The sequence below is a fragment of the Actinophytocola sp. KF-1 genome, assembly GCF_054661535.1.
In genome coordinates, this window is the sequence record NZ_BAAFVK010000004.1 from 61902 (window position 1) to 84996 (window position 23095).

22 protein-coding genes are annotated in these 23095 nt (G+C 72.4%); 8 read left to right on the forward strand and 14 right to left on the reverse strand.

What is annotated here, in order from left to right:
• The first annotated feature begins 6 nt into the window (after positions 1-6).
• Positions 7-1050 (forward strand): GDSL-type esterase/lipase family protein, encoded by a 1044-nt coding sequence (locus ACYQ77_RS13340; RefSeq protein WP_459710866.1) that lies wholly within the window; start codon positions 7-9, stop codon positions 1048-1050.
• Here ACYQ77_RS13340 and ACYQ77_RS13345 read toward each other — a convergent pair.
• On the reverse strand, positions 974-1621 hold the full coding sequence (locus tag ACYQ77_RS13345) for an HAD-IA family hydrolase (protein ID WP_459710868.1): 648 nt from the start codon (positions 1619-1621) through the stop codon (positions 974-976). The genes ACYQ77_RS13340 and ACYQ77_RS13345 overlap by 77 nt on opposite strands.
• 142 nt (positions 1622-1763) lie before the next feature.
• Here ACYQ77_RS13345 and ACYQ77_RS13350 point away from each other — a divergent pair, with 142 nt between their 5' ends.
• Positions 1764-2603 carry a phosphatidylinositol-specific phospholipase C/glycerophosphodiester phosphodiesterase family protein gene (locus ACYQ77_RS13350; protein WP_459710870.1) on the forward strand — a complete coding sequence of 280 codons (840 nt, stop codon included), beginning with the start codon at positions 1764-1766 and terminating at the stop codon, positions 2601-2603.
• Here the strand turns inward: ACYQ77_RS13350 and ACYQ77_RS13355 are convergent, their stop codons facing one another.
• Positions 2604-3179 carry a CGNR zinc finger domain-containing protein gene (locus ACYQ77_RS13355; protein ID WP_459710872.1) on the reverse strand — a complete coding sequence of 192 codons (576 nt, stop codon included), beginning with the start codon at positions 3177-3179 and terminating at the stop codon, positions 2604-2606.
• A 67-nt stretch (positions 3180-3246) separates the two neighbouring features.
• On the opposite strand from ACYQ77_RS13355, the gene ACYQ77_RS13360 reads away from it, so the two are divergent.
• Entirely contained in the window at positions 3247-4005 is a 759-nt protein-coding gene (locus ACYQ77_RS13360; protein WP_459710873.1) for a class I SAM-dependent methyltransferase, read from the forward strand.
• A 12-nt stretch (positions 4006-4017) separates the two neighbouring features.
• Here the strand turns inward: ACYQ77_RS13360 and ACYQ77_RS13365 are convergent, their stop codons facing one another.
• Together ACYQ77_RS13365 and ACYQ77_RS13370 are read right to left on the reverse strand one after the other, a co-directional pair.
• Positions 4018-4473 (reverse strand): Lrp/AsnC family transcriptional regulator, encoded by a 456-nt coding sequence (locus ACYQ77_RS13365; RefSeq protein ID WP_459710875.1) that lies wholly within the window; start codon positions 4471-4473, stop codon positions 4018-4020.
• A complete protein-coding gene (locus ACYQ77_RS13370; protein WP_459710877.1) occupies positions 4470-5606 on the reverse strand; it encodes a M24 family metallopeptidase in 1137 nt (378 codons plus the stop codon). Before ACYQ77_RS13370 ends, ACYQ77_RS13365 begins: the two co-directional genes overlap by 4 nt.
• Positions 5607-5762: 156 nt before the next feature.
• Between ACYQ77_RS13370 and ACYQ77_RS13375 the strand changes: the two genes are divergently transcribed.
• Both ACYQ77_RS13375 and ACYQ77_RS13380 read left to right on the forward strand, forming a co-directional pair.
• Complete coding sequence (locus tag ACYQ77_RS13375; RefSeq protein ID WP_459710879.1) at positions 5763-6734, forward strand: ATP-binding cassette domain-containing protein; 972 nt, start codon at positions 5763-5765, stop codon at positions 6732-6734.
• A complete protein-coding gene (locus tag ACYQ77_RS13380) occupies positions 6731-7531 on the forward strand; it encodes an ABC transporter permease (RefSeq protein WP_459710881.1) in 801 nt (266 codons plus the stop codon). Before ACYQ77_RS13375 ends, ACYQ77_RS13380 begins: the two co-directional genes overlap by 4 nt.
• 34 nt (positions 7532-7565) lie before the next feature.
• Here ACYQ77_RS13380 and ACYQ77_RS13385 read toward each other — a convergent pair whose 3' ends face one another.
• Positions 7566-10721: a BTAD domain-containing putative transcriptional regulator gene (locus ACYQ77_RS13385; protein ID WP_459710883.1), complete on the reverse strand. Its 3156-nt coding sequence runs from the start codon at positions 10719-10721 to the stop codon at positions 7566-7568.
• A 44-nt stretch (positions 10722-10765) separates the two neighbouring features.
• Here ACYQ77_RS13385 and ACYQ77_RS13390 point away from each other — a divergent pair, with 44 nt between their 5' ends.
• On the forward strand, positions 10766-11698 hold the full coding sequence (locus tag ACYQ77_RS13390; protein WP_459710886.1) for a 5'-3' exonuclease: 933 nt from the start codon (positions 10766-10768) through the stop codon (positions 11696-11698).
• Positions 11699-12652: 954 nt separating this feature from the next.
• Here the strand turns inward: ACYQ77_RS13390 and ACYQ77_RS13395 are convergent.
• Positions 12653-13360 (reverse strand): TetR/AcrR family transcriptional regulator, encoded by a 708-nt coding sequence (locus ACYQ77_RS13395; RefSeq protein ID WP_459710888.1) that lies wholly within the window; start codon positions 13358-13360, stop codon positions 12653-12655.
• 54 nt (positions 13361-13414) lie between these two features.
• Between ACYQ77_RS13395 and ACYQ77_RS13400 the strand changes: the two genes are divergently transcribed.
• The gene (locus ACYQ77_RS13400; RefSeq protein ID WP_459710890.1) at positions 13415-14353 is read left to right on the forward strand and encodes a beta-ketoacyl-ACP synthase III; all 939 of its coding nucleotides are present in this window, start codon (positions 13415-13417) and stop codon (positions 14351-14353) included.
• On the forward strand, positions 14344-14940 hold the full coding sequence (locus ACYQ77_RS13405; protein WP_459710892.1) for a lysophospholipid acyltransferase family protein: 597 nt from the start codon (positions 14344-14346) through the stop codon (positions 14938-14940). Before ACYQ77_RS13400 ends, ACYQ77_RS13405 begins: the two co-directional genes overlap by 10 nt.
• Before the next feature lie 40 nt (positions 14941-14980).
• Here ACYQ77_RS13405 and ACYQ77_RS13410 read toward each other — a convergent pair whose 3' ends face one another.
• The 8 genes from ACYQ77_RS13410 to ACYQ77_RS13445 form a co-directional block, all read right to left on the reverse strand.
• Positions 14981-16210, reverse strand: coding sequence for a GNAT family N-acetyltransferase (locus ACYQ77_RS13410; protein ID WP_459710894.1), 1230 nt, complete (start codon positions 16208-16210; stop codon positions 14981-14983).
• Positions 16211-16249: 39 nt separating this feature from the next.
• Positions 16250-16606: a DUF4333 domain-containing protein gene (locus ACYQ77_RS13415; RefSeq protein WP_459710896.1), complete on the reverse strand. Its 357-nt coding sequence runs from the start codon at positions 16604-16606 to the stop codon at positions 16250-16252.
• Between the two features lie 97 nt (positions 16607-16703).
• Positions 16704-17342 carry a DUF4333 domain-containing protein gene (locus ACYQ77_RS13420; RefSeq protein WP_459710898.1) on the reverse strand — a complete coding sequence of 213 codons (639 nt, stop codon included), beginning with the start codon at positions 17340-17342 and terminating at the stop codon, positions 16704-16706.
• Positions 17343-17460: 118 nt separating this feature from the next.
• Positions 17461-20241, reverse strand: coding sequence for a DEAD/DEAH box helicase (locus ACYQ77_RS13425; RefSeq protein WP_459710900.1), 2781 nt, complete (start codon positions 20239-20241; stop codon positions 17461-17463).
• 29 nt (positions 20242-20270) lie between these two features.
• Complete coding sequence (locus ACYQ77_RS13430) at positions 20271-21164, reverse strand: diacylglycerol/lipid kinase family protein (protein WP_459710901.1); 894 nt, start codon at positions 21162-21164, stop codon at positions 20271-20273.
• 1 nt (position 21165) lies between these two features.
• On the reverse strand, positions 21166-22005 hold the full coding sequence (tatC, locus tag ACYQ77_RS13435) for a twin-arginine translocase subunit TatC (RefSeq protein WP_459710903.1): 840 nt from the start codon (positions 22003-22005) through the stop codon (positions 21166-21168).
• A gap of 104 nt (positions 22006-22109) precedes the next feature.
• Positions 22110-22385 (reverse strand): Sec-independent protein translocase subunit TatA, encoded by a 276-nt coding sequence (gene tatA, locus ACYQ77_RS13440; RefSeq protein ID WP_459710906.1) that lies wholly within the window; start codon positions 22383-22385, stop codon positions 22110-22112.
• Positions 22378-22641, reverse strand: a complete 264-nt coding sequence (locus ACYQ77_RS13445; protein ID WP_459711912.1) for a bacteriophage holin — start codon at positions 22639-22641, stop codon at positions 22378-22380. Before ACYQ77_RS13445 ends, tatA begins: the two co-directional genes overlap by 8 nt.
• Positions 22642-23095: the final 454 nt, after the last annotated feature.

A 23095-nucleotide genomic window follows, 5' to 3' on the forward strand; every position in this document is an offset into this window, starting at 1 on the left:
GTGGCGATGCGATGGCTCGTCCTCTTCCTCGTCCTCGTCGTGGTCACGTTCGGGATGACCGGTGACCACCGGTTTCCCGCGCCGCACCCCTTGCCGGGACCGCCGCAGGACGCGCCGAGAGTGATCGTCGCGATGGGCGACAGCACGATCTCCGGCGAGGGCGCGGGCGACTACGAGCCGGGGACGAACGGGGAGAAGGGCAACTGGTGCCACCGCTCCGCCAACGCCTCGATCTTCCAGGTGCGCGTGCCCGGCGTCGAGGAGGCGTTCAACCTGGCCTGCTCCGGCGCCCCGTCGGCGCAGGTCGCGCTCGGTGACGTCGAGCAGTACACCGAGATCTCCCAGGCCAAGCAGCTCGCGCGGATCGCGGCCCGCAACCGGGTGACCGCGATCGTCGTGGCGTCCGGCGCCAACGACGACCCCTCGTTCTCCCACGTGCTCGACTCGTGCGTCCAGGCGTGGGCCGGGCGCGGGCAGCCGTGCAGCCAGTCGGTCGGGCCGCGGTGGGAGCGGCGCGTGGACAAGATGATCCCCAAGCTGACGAAGGCGCTGCGGGACATCAGGACCGTGATGCACAACGCCGGCTACCAGCGGAGCGACTACTCGCTGGTCGTGCAGTCGTACGCGGCGCCGGTCGGCACGGACGTCGCCCGCGGCCTGCAGGACCTGTCCGGGTGCCCGTTCCTGTCCGAGGACCTGCGGTGGGTGGAGGAGGACGCGGTGCCGGTCCTCACCGCCGGCGTGCGGACGGCGGCGCGGAACGCGGACGCGCGGTTCCTCGACCTGTCGCGTGCCGGGATCGGCCGGGAGGCGTGCACGTCGGCACGCGATCCGGACCGCGAGTGGTTCCGCCGCCTCGCCGTCGAGTGGAACGACCTGCGGCACGACGACCGCGCGACCCACGCGCTGCAGGAGTCCTTCCATCCCAACGCGAACGGGCACAAGCAGTTCGCGCAGTGCCTGTCGGAGTTCCTCACCTCGGTGGACCGGGCGGCGGCGTGCCTCCCCGACCGGGACGGGAACCTGCACGCGGCGACCAGCCCCGACTAGCGAACACGGCGCGGAGCCCGGCCACGCCGGTGAAGTGGTGGCCGGTCATGCCCAGTGCCTCCGCCGCGGCGACGTTCGCGGCGGAGTCGTCGACGAACAGGCACCGCTCCGGTGCGGTGCCCGCCTCCTCCGCGGCCGCCAGGTAGATCGCGGGGTCCGGTTTGGCCACCCCGAGCAGGGCGCTGTTCACGATCCCGGCCACGTGCCGGGCGAGTCCCAACACGTCCACATCGGACTCCAGGCGCGTGGTGGCGTTGGTGACCAGGACGACCGGACCGCCCGCGGTGGCGAGCACGGCCGCGACCTCCTCGTCGACGCTGCCCGTGCCGCTCGACCACGCGGCGACGAGTTCCGCGGCCGTGGGGGTGTGCGCGCGAAGGTCCTCGGCGACCGCGGCCCGCCACTCCTCGTCGGTGCGGCGGCCGGTGATCGCGGGCAGGAGCCGGTGCGGTGCGAACGCGACCGCCGCGAGGGTGCCGGGCGGTACCCCGTGCTCCCGTTCCAGGTCAGCCGTATCGGGCCAGTGGCGCAGCACCCCGTCGAGGTCGCAGAGGACGGCGTCGAACGTCATGGCGCGTGCCCGCCCGCTCCCCCGGTCCCCAGTCCCTCATCGGCCATGGCCTCGATCATGCCTGACGCTCATCGCCGGTTCACCCGGGATTCGCCGCTGTGGCCTACGGTGTCGGCACCCGAGAACCATGGAGGTTGTCCCCGTGCGACGTCCCCTGCTCCTCCTGCTGGCCGTCCTCGGCCTCGTCGCCGGCGCCGTGCCGGCGACCGCGACACCCGCGCACGAGCGGGTCCGCCCGCTCGCGCAGGCCCACGCCCACAACGACTACGAGCACGCGCGGCCGCTGTTCGACGCGCTCGACGCGGGCTTCACGAGCGTGGAGGCCGACATCTACCTGGTCGGCGGCGAGCTGCTCGTCGCGCACGACCCCGAGGACCTCGACCCGGCGCGCACGCTGAGCGCCCTGTACCTGGAACCGTTGCGGCAGCGGGTGATCGCCAACCACGGCGGCGTCTACCGCGGCTTCCGCGACTTCCAGCTGCTGATCGACATCAAGACCGAGGGTGAGCCGACCTACGCCGCGCTCGACGCGCTGCTGCGGGAGCCGCGCTACGCGTTCCTGTGGACCACCTACCGCTACGGCCACGTCCGCACCCGCGCGGTGACCGCGGTGGTGTCCGGCAACCGGCCGCGCGCGACCATGGCGGCGCAGGGCACCCGGGTCGCGTTCTATGACGGTCGTATTGCCGACCAGTCGGATCTGGGTCCCGGCTCGGACGCGCGCCTGACGCCGCTGGTGTCGGACAACTGGACGAAGCTGTTCACGTGGACCGGTTCCGGTCCGATGCCCGCCGCCGAGCAGGCGAAGCTGCGCGAGATCGTGCGGACCGCGCACCGCGCGGGTCAGCGGGTCCGGTTCTGGGCCACCCCGGACGTGCCCGGCGCGGAGCGCGCGGCGATCTGGCGCGAGCTGGTCGCGGCCGACGTGGACCACATCAACACGGATGACCTGAAAGGTCTCGCGGACTTCCTGCGCACGTAGCTAGTTCCCGGCGGCCTTCCGCGCGCGGAAGGCCGCCGCCTTCACGCGGTTCTGGCACGCGGTGGAGCAGAAGCGCCGCGTGCCGTTCCGCGAGACGTCGACGTACACCCGGTCGCACGCCGGTGCGTTGCAGAGCCCGAGCCGGTCGATGGCCGGGTTGCCCAGCACGATCGCGAGCCCGGTGGCCATGGGCGCCGCCCAGCTCACCGGCCAGGACGCGTCGGCGCTGTGGAAGTGCAGGTGCCACGGCTCGCCGTCGTGCCGCGACAGCGTGGGCACCGCGTTCACCTCGCGCATGATCGTGTTCAGCTCGGCGCACGCCGCGTCCACGTCGCCGCTGTCGACGAGTTCCACCACGAAGCGCAGCCGGCCCGCCCACGCGGCCAGTTCCACCGCGTCCGCGGTCGTTGGCAAGTCAGGTGTACGGGAAGGCGGGACCGCGTCGCGGACCGCCGCGGTCAGCGCGTCCCCCTCCGGCGGGTGGAACGGGCGGCCGTGGCGTTCGCCCGGCGTGACGTCGTTGATCAACTTCACCGCATACCCGACCACATCGCTCGTGTGACTGTCGAACTCCACTTGACCAGTTACTCCTGTTCGAGTTAGCGTCACTGTCGTCAAGCTTAACGCCAGTTACGGAGGAACCATGCAGCAGACGGTGCGGAGCGCGGTGGCGACCCGGTGGCTCGCGCGGTGGGACGCGCAGCAGGAACGCTACGTCCCCGACCGCGAGGAGCGGTTCCGCGTGGTCATCGACGTGGTCGCGGCGGTGGCCGGGGACGGGCCCGCCGCGGTGGTGGACCTCGGCTGCGGCCCGGGTTCGCTGTCCCGGCGGCTGGCCGACGCGCTGCCCGGGGTGCAGGTGGTCGGTGTGGACGCCGACCCGCTGTTGCTGGGGCTCGGCCGCGCGCACACCAACCCGCGCGTGCGCCTGATCGAGGCCAACCTCGCCGACCCCGGCTGGACCGACGCGACCGGGCTGCCGGGGCCGTGGGACGCGGCGGTGTCGAGCACCGCGCTGCACTGGCTGTCGCCGGCGGATCTGGGTCAGCTGTACCGCGTCCTCGCGCGGAACCTGCGGCCCGGTGGCGTGTTCGTCAACGCCGACAACATGGGCCTCGGCCTGCCCGCGCTGGACGGGATCGCCGACGCCGTCCGCCGTGCCCGCACACGCCGCGCGGGCACGCAGGACAACGAGGACTGGGCCGCGTGGTGGCAGGCCCTGCGCGCCGACGACGAGCTGGCGCCGCTGATCGACGCCCGTTCCGACGCGGCGATCGCGCACAGCGGCGAGAACGGGCTCACCGTGTGGCAGCACGCGGACCTGTTGCGCCAGGCCGGTTTCGCCGAGGCGGGCCCGGTGTGGCAGTTCGGCGACGACCATGTCCTGGTTGCGGTCCGGTAACCACAGCGCCGGTCAGAGCGCGGGCGACCGGCCCTCGTACGGGGTCGAGAGCACGACCGTGGTCCGGGTGGAGACCTTGGCGGCCTCGCGGATCTGCCGCAGCAGGTCCTCGAGCGCGGCCGGGGAGGCCACCCGGACCAGCAGGATGTACGACTCGTCGCCCGCCACCGAGTAGCACGCCTCGATCTCGCGGATGTGCTCGAGCCGGTGCGGGTAGTCGTCGGGCGCGGCCGGGTCGATCGGCGTCAGCGAGATGAACGCGGTCAGCGGCAGGCCGATCACCTCGGCGTTGAGCTGCGCGTGGTACCCGCGGATCACGCCGCGCTGCTCGAGCCGCCGCACCCGCTGGTGCACGGCGGAGACGGACAGCCCGACCCGCTCCGCCAGGTCCGTGAAGCTGCACCGGCCGTCCTCGGCCAGCTCGCGCGCGATCGCCTGGTCGATCGGCTCCAGCTCGGACGCGGTCATCGGACGGGCAGCGACACGAGGTCGTGCGGGCGGGTGTTGAGCGGCTCCACACCGTCCTCGGTGACCACGACGATGTCCTCGATCCGCGCGCCCCACCGGCCCGGCTGGTAGATGCCCGGCTCGACCGAGAACGCCATGCCCGGCTCGAGGACCATGTCGTTGCCGCCCACGATGTACGGGTGCTCGTGCACGTCGAGCCCGATGCCGTGGCCGGTGCGGTGGATGAAGTACTCGCCGAACCCGGCGGCGGCGATCACGTCGCGGGCGGCCGCGTCGACGTCCTGTGCCGGGATGCCGGGGCGGACCGCGTCGACCGCCGCCTGCTGCGCCTCCTGCAGCACCGCGTAGGTCTTCAGTACGTCTGTATCGCGTGGCTCGCCCATGACGTAGGTGCGGGTGCTGTCCGAGCAGTAGCCGGACGGCACCGGGCCGCCGATGTCGATCACCACGACGTCCCCGGCCTCGATCACCCGGTCGGACACCCCGTGGTGCGGGCTCGCCCCGTTCGGGCCGGAGCCGACGATCACGAACTCGGCCACCGCGTGGCCCTCCTCGACGATCGCGGCCGCGATGTCCGCGCCGACCTCGGATTCGGTACGGCCGACTTGCAGGAACTCCGCCATGCGGGCGTGCACGCGGTCGATCGCGGCGCCCGCGGCGCGCAGCTCGGCGACCTCCTCGGCGTCCTTGCGCATCCGCAGCTCACGCACGATCGGCCCGGCCAGCACCTGCTCGGTGTCCGGCAGCGCGCCACGCAGGCCGAGCACGTGCATCGCGACCATCACGTCGCCGACCGCGACCTTCCCCGGGTTGCCGACCAGCGACGCGACCAGCCCGTACGGGTCCTCGCCGTCGACCCACGTCGCGACCCGGACGCCCAGGTCGCCGAGGGGAACCGGCTCGTAGCCGGGCGCCTCCAGCTTCGGCACCACCAGCGTCGGTGCGCCGTCGGCGGGCACCACGAGGCAGGTCAGGCGCTCGAACGAGCTGCCACCCGCGCCGAGGAGGTACCGCAGGTCCGAACCGGGCGCCATGAGCAGGGCGGCCACCCCGGCGCTCGCGGCTGCGGCGGCCGCGCGGTCGAGCCGCTTCGACAGCGCCGCGGGGTTGATCGCGGAGACGGTGGTCGACATGTCCGGAAGCCTAGTCCTCGGCCGGGGAAACCGGCCTCAGCACGGTGTGCGCGCCGTGTCAGGCCGGTCTCAGCCCCGTATCAGCGGGTGCGCGCATCGTCGTCCACGACAGCGGGACGGACCACGTCCCCGGCCTTCATCCCGAGGGGGACCACCATGGACAACGCCGTACTGGCAGAAGGACTGGCCAAGCGGTTCGGCGAGACGACGGCGCTCGCGGGCGTCGACCTCGCGGCGCGCACCGGCAGCGTGCTCGGCATCCTGGGCCCGAACGGCGCGGGCAAGACCACCGCCGTGCGGATCCTCGCCACCCTGCTCGCCCCCGACGCCGGGCACGCCGAGGTGTGCGGGCACGACGTCGTCCGCGACGCGCACCGGGTGCGCCAGCTCGTCGGGCTGACCGGGCAGTACGCCTCGGTCGACGAGATGCTCACCGGCTTCGAGAACCTGCTGCTCATCGGCAGGCTGCTCGGCCAGTCCCGGGCCGAGGCGAAGGCGAACGCGCGGGACCTGCTCGCGCGGTTCGCGCTGAGCGACGCCGCGGGCCGGGCCACCAAGACGTACTCCGGTGGCATGCGGCGGCGGCTGGACCTGGCCGCGAGCCTGATCGGCGGGCCGCGCGTGCTGTTCCTCGACGAGCCGACCACCGGGCTGGACCCGCGCAGCCGCATGGACCTGTGGCAGATGGTGCGCGACCTCGTCGCCGACGGCGTCACCGTGCTGCTCACCACGCAGTACCTGGAAGAGGCCGACCAGCTGGCCGACGAGATCGCGGTCATCGACCACGGCCGGGTCATCGCCACCGGCACGCCGGCCGAGCTGAAGTCGCGCACCGGCGCGCAGCCGCTCGTGGTGCGGCCGGCGGAGCCCGGTCACCTGCCGGTCGTGACGGCGATCGTGCGGGAGCTGACCGGGCAGGTGCCCGAGGTCGACGGCACGACGGTGACGGCGTCGGTCGCCGACCCGGCGCTGCTGCCCGCCGTCGTCCGCAGGCTCGACGACGCGCACGTGACCGTGGCCGAGCTGGCGCTGCGGGACGCGAGCCTCGACGAGGTCTTCCTGAGCCTCACCGGGCACCGCGCCGACGAACCCACCAATACGCCTGACCTGGAAAGGACCCCGGCATGACCGCCGCCGCCATCGCACTGCCGCCGAGGGTGCGGCCGACGGAAGGCCTGCGCCAGAGCGCGTCGCTGTCGTGGCGCACGCTGGTGCAGATCAAGCACAACCCCATGGAGCTGATCGACTTCAGCATCCAGCCGATCATGTTCCTGCTGCTGTTCACGTACGTGTTCGGCGGCGCGATCGCCGGGTCGACCGGCGACTACCTCACCTTCGCCCTGCCCGGGATCATCGTGCAGAACGCCTTGTTCGGCACCATGAACACCGGCGTCGGCCTCAACAACGACCTGACCAAGGGCGTGTTCGACCGGCTGCGTGCGCTGCCGATCGCACGGTGGGCGCCGCTCACCGGGCGGATCGTGGCGGACACCGTGAAGCAGGCGTGGGCGATGGCGCTGCTGCTCGGACTCGGCGCGATCCTGGGCTTCCGGGTCGGCGACAACGGGTTCCTCGGCGTGCTCGGCGCGTTCGGCCTGCTGCTCGCGTTCGCGGTCGCGTTCTCGTGGATCTCGGTGCTGGTCGGCATGCTGGTGAGCGAGCCGGACCGGGTGATGGTGTTCGGGTTCGCGGTGATGTTCCCGCTGACGTTCGTGTCCAACGCGTTCGTGCCCGCCGACACCATGCCGGGCTGGCTGCAGGGCTGGGTGGACGTGAACCCGGTGACGATCCTGGCCGACGGGATCCGCGGTCTGCTGGTCAGCGGTCCGGTGGCGGGCCCGGTGAGCGGGGCGCTGCTGTGGGCGGCGGGCGTGCTGGTGGTGTTCGCGCCGCTCGCGGTGCGTGCCTTCCGGAAGCGGGTCTGACGACGGGTGAACGGGTGACGGGTCAGGTGACCGGTCACCCGTTCACGGCGCTCGGGTCCCCGACGAGGTCGCGCACGGTCTTCATGGTCGTGGCGCGGCCCTCGGCGTAGGCCGCGGCGAAGTCGTCTTCTGCCAGCGCGGCACGGACGGCGGCGTCGACCCGCGCGTAGTCCAGCTGGGACAGGTCCTTGGCGCCGCGCACTCCCTCGCTCGCGCCGAGCAGCACCGCCGCCCGGTGCGGCTCCCCGCGGTGCAGGGCGAGATCCGCGGCGGCGACCAGCACCATCGCGACGACCGGTGCGTCGTTGCTGCCGATGGCCAGCTCCATCGCCCGCGCGTGGTGGGCGGCGGCGGTGTCCAGGTCGCCGACAGCCGTGGCGTGGTAGCCGTACGACGCCTCGATGAGCGAGTAGAACTGCGGCGCCACCCCGGCGCGGGACCTGGCCTGCCGCACCAGGTCCCGCACGCGGTCCAGTTGCCTGCGTGCCTCGGTGAGATCCCCTGCCAGGCGGGCGAGGTCGGCGCGCACGTGCGCCACTCCCGCGAACCCCTCCGGCAGACCGCCCCGTTCGGCGTCGCGTTCGGCCTCCGCGAGCGCCGCCGCCACGCGGTCGTGCTGACCGAGGTGCGCGTACAGCGACGCGAGGTTGAGCCGGTAGCGGACCAGGTCCTCGTTGGTGACCAGCTCGACGAACAGCCCGTTCGCCTCCTCGTAGTAGGAGATCGCGGTCGCGAAGTCACCACGCCACGCGACCAGGTCGGCGAGCGAGCACAGGGCGAACGACATCCCCCACCGCTCACCGACCGAGCGGAACGCGGCCAGCGCGGCCCGGAAGTCCTTCTCGGCGTCCTCGTGCCGCAGCCCCGCGTTGAGGTAGGTGTGCGCGCGGATCGCGAGCGCGCTCCCCGCGGCCCACGGGTCCGCGTTGTTCTCGACGACCTCAGCCAGGTGCCGGTTCACCGCCTCGCTCGGCGCGCCGTTGTTGACCATCATGTCGTCGAGCGCCACGATCAGCCGCAGGAGCGGGTGGTCGTCGGCCTTCTCGACCTCGGCGAGCTCGACCGCCTGCCGGAACCACGCGGCCGCGCTCTCGTGGTCGAAGGAGCCGTCGATCGCGAGCAACGCGGCAAGGCCGAGGGAGAGCGCGCGGTCCCTCGGCGGCACGTCGCCCGCCATCGTCACGGCCTCCGCGGACAGCTCGGCGCCCTCGGTCTTGTTCCCGGACAGCCACCAGTACCAGCCCGCGCTGTTGACCAGCCGCGCCGCCATGGCCGCCGACCCGGACGAGATGGCCGCGCGGACCGCGGCGTGCAGGTTGTCGTGGTCGCCCTCGAGCCCGCGCATCCACTCGAGCTGCTCGGCGCGGCGCAGGTGCGGCTCCGCGGTCTCGGCGAGCCGGGTGAACCACGCGACGAACGCGTCCCGCACCCGGTCTGACTCCCCCGCCTCGGCGAGCCGCTCCCGGCCGTAGGCCTTGATCGTCTCCAGCAGCCGGTACCGGTCGCCCGCGAGCAATACGAGTGACTTGTCCACGAGCGCGGTGAGCAGGTCGAGCACCCGGTCGGCGGGCAGGTCGGGGCCCGCGCACACCTGCTCGGCAGCCTCGAGCGTGGCACCGCCCGCGAACACCGACAGCCTGCGCAGCAGCGTGCGCTCGTCGTCGTCGAGCAGGTCCCAGCTCCAGTCGACGACCGCGCGCAGCGTCTGGTGCCGGGGCAGGGCCATCCTGCTGCCGCCGGTGAGGAGGCGGAACCGGTCGTCGAGGCGGGTGGCGAGCTGGTCGAGGGACATGGTGCGCAGGCGTGCCGCCGCCAGCTCGATCGCGAGCGGCATGCCGTCGAGCGCGCGGCAGACCTGGACCATCGGCGGCGCGGTCGTGGCGTCGACGGCGAACCCGGGCCGGACCGCGCGGGCCCGTTCGGCGAGCAGGCGCACGGCCGGGTAGCCGAGCGCTTCGGCCGGGTCGGCGCCGGCCGGCGGCAGGGTGAGCGGCGCGACCGGCCAGAGCGTCTCGCCGGTGATGCCGAGCGGTTCGCGGCTGGTGGCGAGGACGTGCAGCCGGGGGCAGTCGCCGAGCAGCCGGTCCACGACCGCCGCGACGGCGCCGACCAGGTGCTCGCAGTTGTCCAGGACGAGCAGCAGCGACCGGCTGGACAGCGCGGCGGCGAGCCGGTCGATGGGGGTGTCGACCGGTTCCGGCCTGCCGCGGCCCGCCGCGCCGACGACCGGGGGCAGCCCACGCAGGCCGAGCGCGGTGAGTACGGCCTGCGGCACGTCCCCGCCGTCGCCGACGGGGGCCAGCTCGACGAACCACACCCCGTCCGGTCGCCTGCCGACCAGCCCGCGGCCGACCTCGGTGGCGAGCCGGGTCTTGCCGGAGCCGCCCGGCCCGGTGAGCGTGACGAGCCGCGCGCCGCCGACCATCGCGGTCACCGTCGCCAGCTCCTCGTCGCGGCCGACGAAGCTGGTGAGCCCGGCGCGGAGGTTCGTCTTCTTCCGGTCGTCGCGCGTGGCGGGGGCGCGGAGGAGTTCGACGTGCAGCGCGGTCAGCTCGGCGGAGGGGTCGGCGCCGAGCTGGTCGGCGAGCGTGTCGCGGACACGGGCGAACACGGCGAGCGCGTCCGCGGTGCGGCCCGCCTTGGCGAGCGCGCGCATGAGCAGCCCGGCGAACCGTTCCCGCAGCGGGTGTTCGGCGACGAGCGACTCGAGCTCCGGCACGAGGTCGGCGCCCGCGGCGAGGTCGGCCTCGAGCCGGTCGCCCAGGGCGGCCAGCCGCAGTTCGGTGAGCCGCGCGACCGGCGCCTGCGCGAACTCGGCGGTGGCGGCGTCGGCGAGGGCGGGGCCGCGCCACAGCGCGAGCGCGTCGGTGGTGTTCCCCTGGCTAGCGAGCCGCTCGAACCGGTGCACGTCGACGTCGTCGGGGTCGAGCGCCAGCAGGTAGCCGGTGGGCCGGGACTCGACGGTGAGGCCGGTGCGGCGCAGCCGGGACACGAGTGCCTGCAACGCGTTCGCGGCCTCGGCGGGTGGGTCGTCGCCCCAGACGCCGTCGACCAGCCGGCTGGTGGACACGACCCGGCCGGCGTCGAGCGCGAGGAGGATCAGGAGCGTGCGCAGGCGGGCGCCGGTGACCGGCACCGGTGATCCGTCTTCGGCCCGCACGGTGAGGGGGCCGAGCATCGCGACACGCACGCAGGTGATTCTGCCCCTTGCCGCGGGCATGGCAGGCTGGCCCCGTGACTGGCCCACTCGTACTGCTGGACTCGGCGAGCCTGTACTTCCGGTCCTACTACGCGCTGCCCGACTCGATGACCGCGCCGGACGGCACGGTGGTGAACGCCGTGCGCGGGTTCACGGACACGATCGCGCGAATCCTGACCGACCGCCGCCCGTCGCGGCTGGTGGCGTGCATGGACGCGGACTGGCGCCCGGCGTTCCGGGTCGAGGCGCTGCCGACGTACAAGACGCACCGCGTAGCCGACCCGGTGAACAACGTCGAGGAGGTGCCGGACACGCTGACGCCCCAGGTGCCGATCATCCTGGACGTGCTGGACGCGTTCGGCTTCGCCGTCGCCGAGGCGGACGGCTACGAGGCCGACGACGTCATCGGCACCCTCGTCCACCGCGAGCGGACGGACCCGGTCGAGGTCGTGACCGGCGACCGCGACCTGTTCCAAGTCATCCGTCATGAACCGACGCCCGCCAGCGTCGTGTACGTCGGCCGAGGCTGGGCGAAGGCGGAGGTCCTCGGCCCGCGGGAACTGGCGGAGAAGTACGCGCTGCCGCCGGAGAACACCGGTATCGCGTACGCGGACATGGCACTGCTGCGCGGTGATCCTTCCGACGGTCTGCCGGGTGTGGCGGGCATCGGCGAGAAGACGGCGGCCCGGCTGATGACCAAGTACGGGTCGCTGGAGGGCCTGCTGGCGGCCGCCGCGGCGTCGCCCAGTGACGTGCCCCTGCGCGTCCGGACAGCGCTGGCCGACGCGGCGGACTATGTCGCTGCCGCTCCGGTCGTGGTGCGGGTGGCACTGGACGCGGAGGTCGTCCAGGACCGGGACGACCGCGTGCCCGCCGAGCCACGCGACATGGCGCGGGTGCGCGAGCTGCAGGAGAAGTGGGACCTGGGCGCGTCTATCGACCGGCTGCTGGCAGCACTCCCGGGCTGACCTGCGCGAAGCGGGACAGGTCGGGCCCTGCGTCGGGGCCACACGCACCCACGAGGGCGGCCACGAGGAGGACGGCGAGGGCACGCTTGACCACGCGGTCACGCTACCTCGCGTGCCGGGGCTCGGCCTCCGGCCCCCGGTTTCCACGCTACCGGAGGGGGCCGACATTCCCGGGCCCGCCGGGCACGCCTGTGGACAACTCGCCAGGTGGCTGGCGGTTGTGGACAACCGATCCGCAACGGCCCGGGAATGTCGGTCCCTTGTGGCAGGCTGGAAACCGGGGGCCGGAGGCCAACCCGGGGTTTCCGGTGTGTGCGCTGAATCGGCGCGGTGGTGTGCGCGGTCTCCGGCTGCTTCGGCCATTTCTGTCTCGGAAGTCCGAGGGAAGGCGTGTCCTGAAAGGCGCGTTCACGGCCTGCGCTGTCTTCGCGGCGACCGCCTTGAACCAGCCGGGACGATGCCCGCGACTCCGGCTGATGCGGCCACTCCCGCCCGGAAGTCTGAGGAAAGCGTGTCCTTAAAGGCGCGTTCAGGACCTGGCGCACTGTATCCGCAGCAACCGCCCTCAACCAGCCCCGACGATGCCCACGACTCCCGCTAATTCAGCCACTCCCGCCCGGAAGCCCCGAGGAAAGCGTGTCCTTAAAGGCGCGTTCAAGACCTACACGCCGTCTCCACCACGACCGCCCACAACCAGCCCCGGCGGTGGCCTCCTGCTGATTCGGCCATTCCTGTCTCGGAAGCCCGGGGGCGTGTCCTCGAAGGCGCGTTCAGGACCTGCGCACTGTCTCCGCAGCAACCGCGCTCAACCAGCCCGGACGATGCCCGCGACTCCCCCAATTCGGCCACTCCCGTCTGCGAAGCCCGAAGGAACCGTGTCCTGAAAGCGCCTTTTCAGGACACCGCAACCACCGCCACGCCGGGGTCGTCCGGACAACGGTCCGGCACCGCCGCTCAGGCTGTGGACAACCGCCGCCGAGGGAAGCGAAAACGTCGGTGTCTCGTGCGACGATGGAACCGGGGGCCGGAGGCCAGCGCCATCAGCACCGCCACAGCGGCGATCGGCTGGCCCAGCAACCTCCCCAGCGCTCGCCGGGCCCGGGCGGGCGCGCCCGTGTCGCGCCGCAGCTGCAACGCGTTGTTCAACCCCAGCATCACGCCCGACACCTCGAACACCAGCTGATCGGCATCGGTGTCGGCGGGCAGTTCGCCGTCGGCCGTTGCGGTGCGTACCTGGCGGTACAGGTCGCGGTCCCACACCGACGTCAGCCCGACGATGGTGTCCCGCACGCGCCCCGGCCGGTCGTCGAACTCCGTCGCCGCCGCCATGAAGAAGCAGCCGCCCGGGAAGACGCGCCGTTCCAGGTAGGACACCCACGCCGCGCACATCGCGGTCAGCTTCTGCAGGCCCGGCCTGGCGCCGCGGGCCTTCTCCGGGACCTCGCGGGCGAAGATCTCCGCCGCCGCGTCGATCACCGCCAGTTGCAGTTCCTCCTTGGAGCCGAAGTGGCCCAGTACGCCTGACTTGCTCATCCCCAGCTCGGTCGCCAGCCTGCCGATCGTCAGGCCCTCCAGCCCCTCCGCCGACGCCAGGCGGACGCCGGCCGCCAGGATGTCGGCCCTCGTCTGGCGGGCCTCGGCAACGGACCGTCGCGGACTCATGAACAACACAGTAGCATTTGGCGACCGAACGTTCGGACGCTAAAAGGAGCACCTGTGCCGGGATCGCGCATCGCCGCTATGGGCCACCACCAACCCAGCCACGTCGTCACCAACGACGACCTCGCCCGCACCGTCGACACCAGCGACGAGTGGATCCGCAGGCGGACCGGCATCGCCACCCGCCACATCGCCCGCGAGGAAACCGTCACCGACCTCGCGACGGCCGCCGCGGGCAAGGCGCTGGCCGCGGCCGGGCTCGCGCCCGCCGACATCGGGCTGGTGCAGGTCGCGACCTGCTCGGCGATCGACCGCTGCCCGAGCATCGCCGCGCAGGTCGCCGGGCGGCTCGGCATCCCGGCGGCCGCCGCGTTCGACGTCAACAACGCCTGCGCCGGGTTCTGCACGGTCCTCGCCACCGCCGACCACGCCATCCGCGCGGGCGCCGCCCGGCACGCGCTCGTGATCGGCGCGGAGAAGATGAGCGACATCACCGACTGGACCGACCGCTCGACGTGCGTGCTGCTCGGCGACGGCGCGGGCGCGGCCGTGCTCTCGGCGAGCGACGAGGCACACGTCGGGCCGGTCGTCTGGGGATCCGACCCGGCGCTGAGCAACGCGGTCCGCATCCTCGGCGACTGGCACCCCGCGTTCGCACAGGACGGGCAGACCGTTTTCCGTTGGGCCACCACGACCCTGGCGCCGCTGGCGCGCCAGACGTGCGAGCGGGCGGGCATCGCGCCCAGCGACCTCGGCGCGATCGTCACCCACCAGGCCAACCTGCGGATCATCGAGGCGATCGCCACGCAGCTGGACGTGCCGGACGTGGTGGTGGCGACCGACGTCGTCGAGTCCGGCAACACCTCCGCCGCCTCCATCCCGATCGCGCTGTCGAAACTGTTGGCGCGCAACGAGATCCGGCCGGGCGCGAAGGCGCTGCTGTTCGGGTTCGGCGGCGGCCTGTCGTGGGCGGGGCAGGTCGTCACGTGTTCCTGATCCGGACCGAGGGCCGCGAACACCTGCCCGCGACGGGCGCGGTCATCCTCGCCAGCAACCACCTGTCCTTCATCGACAGCGTCGTGATCCGGCTCGCCGCGCCGCGCCGCGTCACCTTCCTCGCCAAGGCGGAGTACTTCACCGGCCGCGGGCTGCGCGGCACGCTCGTGCGCTGGTTCTTCACCGCGGCCGGGTCGGTGCCGGTGCGCCGTGGCAGCCACCGCGCCGCGCAGGCCTCGCTCGAGACCGCGCGCGAGGTGCTCGACGGCGGCAACGTGTTCGGCATCTACCCGGAAGGCACGCGGTCGCTCGACGGCAGGCTGTACCGCGGGCGCACGGGGGTCGGCTGGCTCGCGCTCACCACGGGCGCGCCGGTGGTGCCGGTGGCGCTCGAAGGCACCGAACGGCTCCAGCCGGTCGGCAAGCGGCTCCCCCGCCCGCACCGGGTCACCGTCCGATTCGGACCGCCGCTGACCTTCACCGGCGACCCGACGTCGGCGCGTGCCCGGCGCGCGGTCACCGACGAGGTCATGCGCGCGATCGCCGGTCTGTCCGGACAGGAACGCGCCGACCGTTACGCCGCCTAGCCGGGGGACAGTGCGGCCGAGACGAGATGCGCGCGTGTTGCTAGAACAGTGACCCGTTCCAGGCGGGACGGTCCACCGCGAACAACCGGTCGGCGGCGGGCAGCGCGGCCGGGTCGGCGACGGTGATCCGCCCGATCCCGGCGAGCACGCTGGGCCGCCACGCACCCAGGTACACCATGGCGAGCACCTCGGCGTCCATGGTGAGCGCCGGCGCGTCCGGCACCCGCTCCATCCCGTGTGGACTGATCCGGTACCGGCCGGAGTTGGCGGGCAGCACCTGGTCGACGACCTCGACGACCACCGCTTCCGCGACGCCGTAGGTGCGGGCGGCGAGTGCGGCGGGCACGTCGACGATCCGGAGCCACAGCTCGCCCTCGGTCTCGCCGCGCACCGCGTAGGCGTCGACGAGCATGGCCTCGATCGGGTCGTCGACCGGCCGGAGGTAGGCGATGACCTCCTCGACGAGGTCCACGCCGACGAGGTGGCGCCACAGGTCGTTGGCGACGGTCTGGTCGGCGGCCTGGAAGTCGAGCACGTACAGGGAGGCGTTGGCGCGCACGTCACCGGGCGCCGGCTCGGCGGGCTTGTAGCCGACCCAGCCGTCGATGACCCCCGCGTCGGAGAAGTGCGCGGCGACGACGAAGTGGTCGGTCTTGAGCCTGCGGTCGTAGCCGAGCGCCCACCACTGCGGCGAGCGGCCCATGAGCCCGGCGCGGGTCGGCAGCAGCGCCGGGTAGGCGGCGCTCAGCGCGGGGACCACCTCGTCCTGGTCGAGCAGCCGGACGGTGCCGCTGCCCGGCACCTCCGGCCGCAGCCGCGCACGCTTCGAGTTCACCCGCAGGTCGCGCCCGATGGTGGCGATGCCGTAGCCGAACCGGCCGTAGATCACCGGTTCCGACGCGTGCAGCGCGGCGAACACCTCGCCGCGGGCCGCCGTGTCCTCGAGCTGCGCGCGCATCATCCCGGTGAGCGCGCCGCGGCGCCGGTAGTCGCTGCGCACGCCGACGTACGTGACACACGCCATCGGCAGCTCCTCGCCGCCGGGCACGGTGAGGCTGCCCGGGAACGACATCGCCGTGCCGGCCTGGCGGTCGCCGTCGAAGGCGCCGAAGGTCCGGTCGGCGAGGTAGACGTGCCGGATCACGTCCCACAGCTCGTCCGACGCGGCCTTGTTGTGCAGCGCGGCGAGGAAGAGGTCGTGGGCGGCACGCAGCGAGTCCGCCGCCACGGTGCGGAACGTCAGCCCGGTGGGCAGGAGCGTCTGGGTCACCGCCCGATGATGCACACCGAACGCCCCGCACGCGACCTATTACTTCGGCTCGCTGACCTGGATGCCGCCCTCTTCGTTGAGCACGCTCACCTCGACGGTGCGCTCCTCCCCCGCGACGACGACCGTGCACTCGAAAGTGGCGCCCTTCTCGAAGGAGAGCGACGGCGTCGGCGGGCAGTCGACGCTGCCGACGTCGGTCAGCTGGTACTGCTCCTCGAGCATCCGCTTGATGCCGTCCGCGCCCTCGAGCGCGCCCTCGCTGAGGCTCTCCAGCGACGGGACGTCCGGCACGTCGGGCACCTCCGGCACCTCGACCTCGGGCATCTCGGAGCAGGCCGCGACGGCGAGCGCGGGGATCAGGGCAAAGGCGAGGCGAAGGCGCACGAAGTTCCTCATCTACTGGGGGGACCGTCCGTTTTGTCCCCTTCAGTGTACGGAGAAGCCCCGGCCGGGTGACAGGAACCTGCCGCCCGGCCGGGGCTTCGACGAAGACCTACTTGGCTTCCTCCGGGAGGGACACCTGGTACTCGGCGTTCTCCTCGTTGGTGATCGTGATGGTGACCTTGACGTCCTTCGGCTCGTCGCCGCCGATCTTCACGGTGCACTCGAACTTGTTGCCCTGCTTGACCTCCTGGTCGGCGGGGCAGCTGACCTTCTCGACGTCCTTGACCTTGTACTCGTCGACGAGGATCTTCTTGACGCCGTCGTCGCCCTCGAGCGCGGCCTGGTCCAGCACCTTCGTGTTCAGGAAGCCCGGCGTCACCAGCCCGAGCACCAGGAACGCCGCCGCGGCCAGCACCACGATCACCATCGTGATCCAGATCCAGGCGCCACCGCCCTTCTTGGCGGGCTGCTGCTGGTACGGGTGCTGCTGGTAGGGCCCCGGGAACTCACCCGACGGCGGACCGTACTGCGGCTGCTGGCCGTACTGCGGCTGCCCGTACTGCTGCGTCGGCTGGGGCTGCTGGCCGTAACCCCCGTACGGCTGCTGCTGACCAGGCTGCTGGGGGTATCCACCCTGCGCAGGCATCCCGCCGGACGGGGTGCCGGGAGTGGGACCACCGCCGTAGGGTTGCTGTCCCCACTGCTGCTGCGGGTCGTTCCCACCGGGCGGCCCGTAAGGGCTGGTCATTGTTCGCCTCCGCGAAATCGAGGTCGTGCCAGGGCGCGATCAAACCATAGCGGGAGGTGGGTAGGGCGTGTGGTCCGCCACGCGAAATCCAACACTCGTGGACGAGCGCGGACGTCGGTCACGCCGTGCCGAGCGCCACCACGCCGCGCCGCATCGCCTTCACGGCCTCCTTCGCGGCGGCGCCGACCGGCGCGTCCGTGCCCATCACGTCCCGCAGCTGCTCCAGCAGATCGATGACCTGGCGGCACCACCGCACGAAGTCGCCCGCGGAGAACTCGCTGCCCGCCGACTCCGCCGCGGTCATCACCCGCTCCAGCGACTCGCCGCGCGCCCACCGGAACACCGTCCACGCGAAGCCCGCGTCGGGCTGGCGGGTGCGTTCCAGCTTGTGCCGCCGCTCGTCCGCCTCCAGCCCCGCCCACAACCGGGCGGTCTCGGCCAGCGCGTCGGACACCAGCCCCTGCGGCACCCGGGCCTCGCTCGGCCCGTCCCTGCGCGCCTCGTACACCAGCGACGACACGACCGCCGCCAGCTCGGGCGGCGGCAGCTGGTCCCACACACCGTGCCGCAGGCACTCCGCCGCCAGCAGGTCCGACTCGCTGTACAACCGTGCGAGCCGCCTGCCGTCGTCGGTGACCGTGTTCTCGCCCGCCAGGTAGCCGCGTTCGGTCAGCAGCTTGCGGATGCGGTCGAACGCGCGGGCCAGCGAGTGGGTCTGCGCGGCCACTTTCTGTTCCAGCGCCTGCGTTTCCGCGGCCAGCTTGCGGTGCCGGTCGGCCCAGCGGGCGTGCGCCTCGCGGTCGCTGCAGCCGTGGCACGGGTGGTTGCGCAGTGCCCTGCGCAGCGCCGCGACCTCGGCGTCGTCCCCGGTGCCACGACTGTGCCGCTTGCCGCGACCGGGGGCCTCGATGCCGGTGTTCCGCAACGTGGACGCGAGGTCCCGGCGCGACCGCGGTGACCGCAGGTCGACCTGCTTGGGCAGCTTGATCCGGCCGAGCGACTCGACGGGGGTCGGGAAGTCCGCCACCGACAGCCTGCCCGCCCAGCGGTCCTCGGTGAGCACGAGCGGGCGGGCGTCCCCGGTCGGGTCGAGCCCGGGGTCGACGACGATCGCGAGGCCCGCACGGCGGCCGGACGGCACCGCGATCACGTCGCCCTTGCGCAGTGTCTCCAGCGACCGGGCCGCCTCGGCGCGCCGGGCCGCGGTGTTCTTGCGGGACAACGACTTCTCCCGCTCGTTCAGCTTGGCGCGCAGGTCGGCGTACTCCGTGAAGTCGCCGAGGTGGCAGGTCATGGACTCGGCGTAGCCCGCGAGCGCCTCGCGGTTGCGCTCGATCCGCCGTGCGAGCCCGACGACGCCGCGGTCGGCCTGGAACTGCGCGAACGACTGCTCCAGCATCTCGCGCGCCGCGGTGGCACCGAGCCGGTCGACGAGGTTGACCGCCATGTTGTAGGCGGGCCGGAACGACGAGCGGAGCGGGTAGGTTCGGGTGGACGCGAGCCCGCCGACCTGGCGGGGGTCGACACCCGGCTGCCACACGACGACCGCGTGGCCCTCCACGTCGATGCCCCGGCGCCCGGCACGCCCGGTGAGCTGCGTGTACTCCCCCGGCGTCAGGTCGACGTGCGCCTCGCCGTTGTACTTGACGAGCCGTTCCAGCACGACCGTGCGCGCGGGCATGTTGATGCCGAGCGCGAGCGTCTCGGTCGCGAACACCACCTTCACCAGGCCGCGGACGAACAGCTCCTCGACGGTCTCCTTGAACGCGGGCAGCAGGCCGGCGTGGTGGCTCGCGAAGCCGCGCTCGAGCGCCTCCCGCCACTCCCAGAAGCCGAGGACCCGCAGGTCGGCGTCGTTGAGGTCCTTGGTGCGGGCGTCGATGACCCTGCGGATCTCCGCGACCTCGGCCTCGGTGTTCATGCGGATGCCGGAGCGGGCGCACTGCGCGACGGCCGCGTCGCAGCCGACACGGCTGAACACGAACACGATCGCGGGCAACAGCCCGGCCGCGTCCAGCCTGGTGATCACGTCGACGCGGGACGGCGGCCGCAAGCGGGGGCCGCGGGGCGCGCCGGACCGCCGCCCGTTGCGGCCGCCGCGCGGACCCCAGGTGACCTGGGTGCGGCTCTCGTTCTCGGTGCGGCGCAGCAGCTCGGGGTTGATGCGTGGCTCGCCGTCGGGGCCCTCGCCGGTGAACAGGTCGAGCATCCGGTTGTTGACCAGCATGTGCTGCCACAGCGGGACCGGCCGGTGCTCGTCGACGACGACCGTGGTGTCGCCGCGGACCTCGACGAGCCAGTCGCCGAACTCCTCGGCGTTGCTGACCGTCGCCGAGAGGCTGATCAGCCGCACCGACTCGGGCAGGTGCAGGATGACCTCCTCCCACACCGCGCCGCGGAACCGGTCGGCGAGGTAGTGCACCTCGTCCATGACCACGTAGCCGAGCCCGTCGAGCGTCGAGGAGCCCGCGTAGAGCATGTTGCGGAGCACCTCGGTGGTCATCACGACGATCGGCGCGTTGCCGTTGACCGACGTGTCGCCGGTGAGCAGGCCGACCGACTTGGTGCCGTAGCGTTCGACCAGGTCGGCGTACTTCTGGTTCGACAGCGCCTTGATGGGTGTCGTGTAGAAGCACTTCTGGCCGTCGGCGAGCGCGAGGTGGACGGCGAACTCGCCGACCACGGTCTTGCCCGCGCCGGTCGGCGCGCACACGAGCACCCCGTGCCCGTCCTCGAGCGCGGCGCACGCCTGCTCCTGGAAGGGGTCGAGCGTGAATGAGAGCACCGAGGTGAACTCGGTCAGCTTCGGGTGGCTCGAGCGCTTGCGGGCGGCCGTGTAGGACTCGGCTGGCGATCGCTCGGGCACTGACCCGGAGGCTGGAGAAGGGCTGGCGGCCACGTTCCCAAGGTTGTCACACGGGTGGCGGGTCACGTGGCGGGCCCGACCACCTTCAACGCGTTCGGGACACAGGTCACCTCGACCGGCAGGGGTCCGATGCGTTCGCCGTCGGCGTACGCGACCCAGCCGTTCGCCTCCCCGATGCGGATCTTCGCGGTCCGGGAGGTGGTGACCATCTCGTGGTGGACGTGGTTGCCCGTGCGCAGGCCGGGCAGCATTTTCACCAGGTCGAACCGGCTCGCGCGGCGCACGAGCGTGACGTCGAACAGCCCGTCCGCCGGGTCGGCGGCGGGGCAGATGGGGATGCCGCCGCCGTAGAACGGGATGTTGCCGACCGCGATCTGGGTGGCTTCCAGCTCGGTGCGCTCGCCGTCCGCCTCGACCGTGAGCGTGCGGGCCCGCAGGCGCGCCAGCTCACCGAGGATCGCCAGGTCGTAGCGGCGCGGGCCGGACGGCCAGCGCATCCGGTTGGCGCGTTCGTTGACCGCGGAGTCGAACCCGGCGCACAGGACCCCGGCGAACCACGGCCCGCCTTCGACGCGGCCGAGGTCGATGGTCCTCGTCTCCCCCGCCGCGATGGCCTTGACCAGGCGGTCGGTGGCGTCGAGCGGGTCCTCCGGGGCGCCCGCGAGGGTGCGGGCGAGGTCGTTGCCGGTGCCCGCGGGGACGACGGCCAGCGTGACGCCGGTGTCGGCGCAGAACTGGACGCCCTGGTGGGCCGAGCCGTCGCCGCCGACGACGACCAGCAGGTCGAGGCCGGCGTCCCGGGCCTTGTGCATGAGGCGGTGCGAGTCCTCGACCGTGTTGGCGTCGACGGTGACCAGGTCGTCGACGACGGTGCGCAGCCGGTCGGCGACCGTGCCCGCGATGCGCCCCGCCCGGCCGAGCCCGGACGCGGGGTGCACGACCATCGCGGCACGCATGTCAGGTCACGTCGTCGGTGCCGGCGGCCTTCGGGTTCACCGGCTCCAGCTCGTCGTCGGGGTCGACCCAGCCCTCCTCGACGGCCTCGCGGTCCTTCTTGCGGTCGTGGATGCGGGCGATCTGCACGGCGACCTCGAACAGGACCGTCATGGCGCCGGCGAGGGCGAGCATGCCGATCGGGTCGGTGCCGGGCGTCGCGATCGCCGCGAACACGAACAGCATGAAGATGATCCCGCGCCGCCACTTCTTGAGGTTGCGGTACGGCAGCACCCCGATCCGGTTCAGCATGGTGACCAGCAGCGGCAGCTCGAAGCTGACACCGAAGATCAGCAGCATCACCAGCACGAACGAGATGTAGTCGTTGGCCGCGAGCGCCGCGATGAACGTGTCACCACCGAAGCTCACCAGCACCGACAGGCCCTTGGGGACCACGAAGTAGGCAAGCGCGGCGCCGCACGCGAACAGGAACGACGCGAGCACCACGAAGATCCGGGTGAACTTCCGCTCGTTCTCGTACAGGCCGGGCGTGATGAACGCCCAGATCTGGTAGAGCCAGAACGGGCTGGTCAGGACCGCGCCCGCGGCGAGACCCACCTTGAACTGGATCAGGAACGCCTCGAACGGCTGCGTCTGCAGCAGCTGGCACTTGCCGGGGATCGGCTCGAACCGGACGCTCGCGGGCAGTTCGCAGTAGGGGCCGGTCAGCAGGTGACCGAGGGACGGGATCGGGCCCACCCGCCACTGGAACCAGAGGAAGCCGAGAATGCAGCCCGCGAGCAGGGCCAGCAAGGCCAGCCCGAGCCGGTGCCGCAGCTCGTAGAGGTGATCCCGAAGGGTCATGGTGCCGTCGGGATTGTGTCGTCGGCTGCGAAGTTTCTTCTTCTCCCGACGGCTTTCGTCCCGGCGGTGCGAGGTGCGCGCCACCGTCTAGGACCTGTTCTCTCTCAGCTGGCGTTCTTGTTCTGCTGCTCGACCGACTGCGGCGTCACGCCGTTCGTCTGCTGCGGCTGCGTGGGGGGCAGCTGCTGCTGGACCGGCTGCTGCGGCTCCTGCGCGGCGGCGGGCTTCTCGTCCTCACCGCGGAGGCCCTTGGTCTCTTCCTTGAAGGCCTTGGCCGACTTGCCGAGCGAACGAGCCATCTCCGGCAGCTTCCGCGCCCCGAAGAGCAGGATGATCACACCCGCGATGATCAGCAGCTCGGGCACACCCAGGTTACCCACGGTCTTCCTCCTGTCTCCCCCGGCCGTTCGATGGTACGTCAGCCGGAGCGTGCTTCACCCGTGCCCGGGTCTCTCTCATCGCCACCCGCAGCGCCGCGGAGCGGGCCCGCAGGGTGCCGGTCTCGTGGCTGAAGTGGGCGCCTGTCGAGGCCGCGGTCCGGTTGAACCGCCGCACGTGGCGGAGCACCCGGACCAACACCCAGCCGAGCAACGACAACCCGACGAGGACCACGATCCACGTCGGCAGGTACGACATCACGATTTCTACCGTAGTGGGCGTGTGGTCGAAGTACGATGCCCGCGTCCCGACTTAACACAGATCACACATCGGCTGGTGAGCGTGTGCGGGTCGGCGGCGGTGGGGTCGATCTTGGGCTGACCTGGCGGGAAGTGGGGGTGGCCGGGGTGGGCGCTGGGTGTTCGCTGGGTCGGGGGTGTTCGCTGGGTCGGGGGTGTTCGCTGACGAGAGGGCGCCGCGCAGCGGCGCAAGCCGCGGACGGCCCGGTGGTCCGGCGGGAACGGGGCCGAACTGCGGTGGTACCTGCCGCACAAGCCTCGAAGGCAGTACTGCGGCACAGCCGCGCAAGCGGCACAGCCGCGCAAGCGGCACAGCCGCGCAAGCGGCACAGCCGCGCAAGCGGCACAGCCGCGCAAGCGGCACAGCCGCGCAAGCGGCACAGCCGCGCAAGCGGCACAGCCGCGCAAGCGGC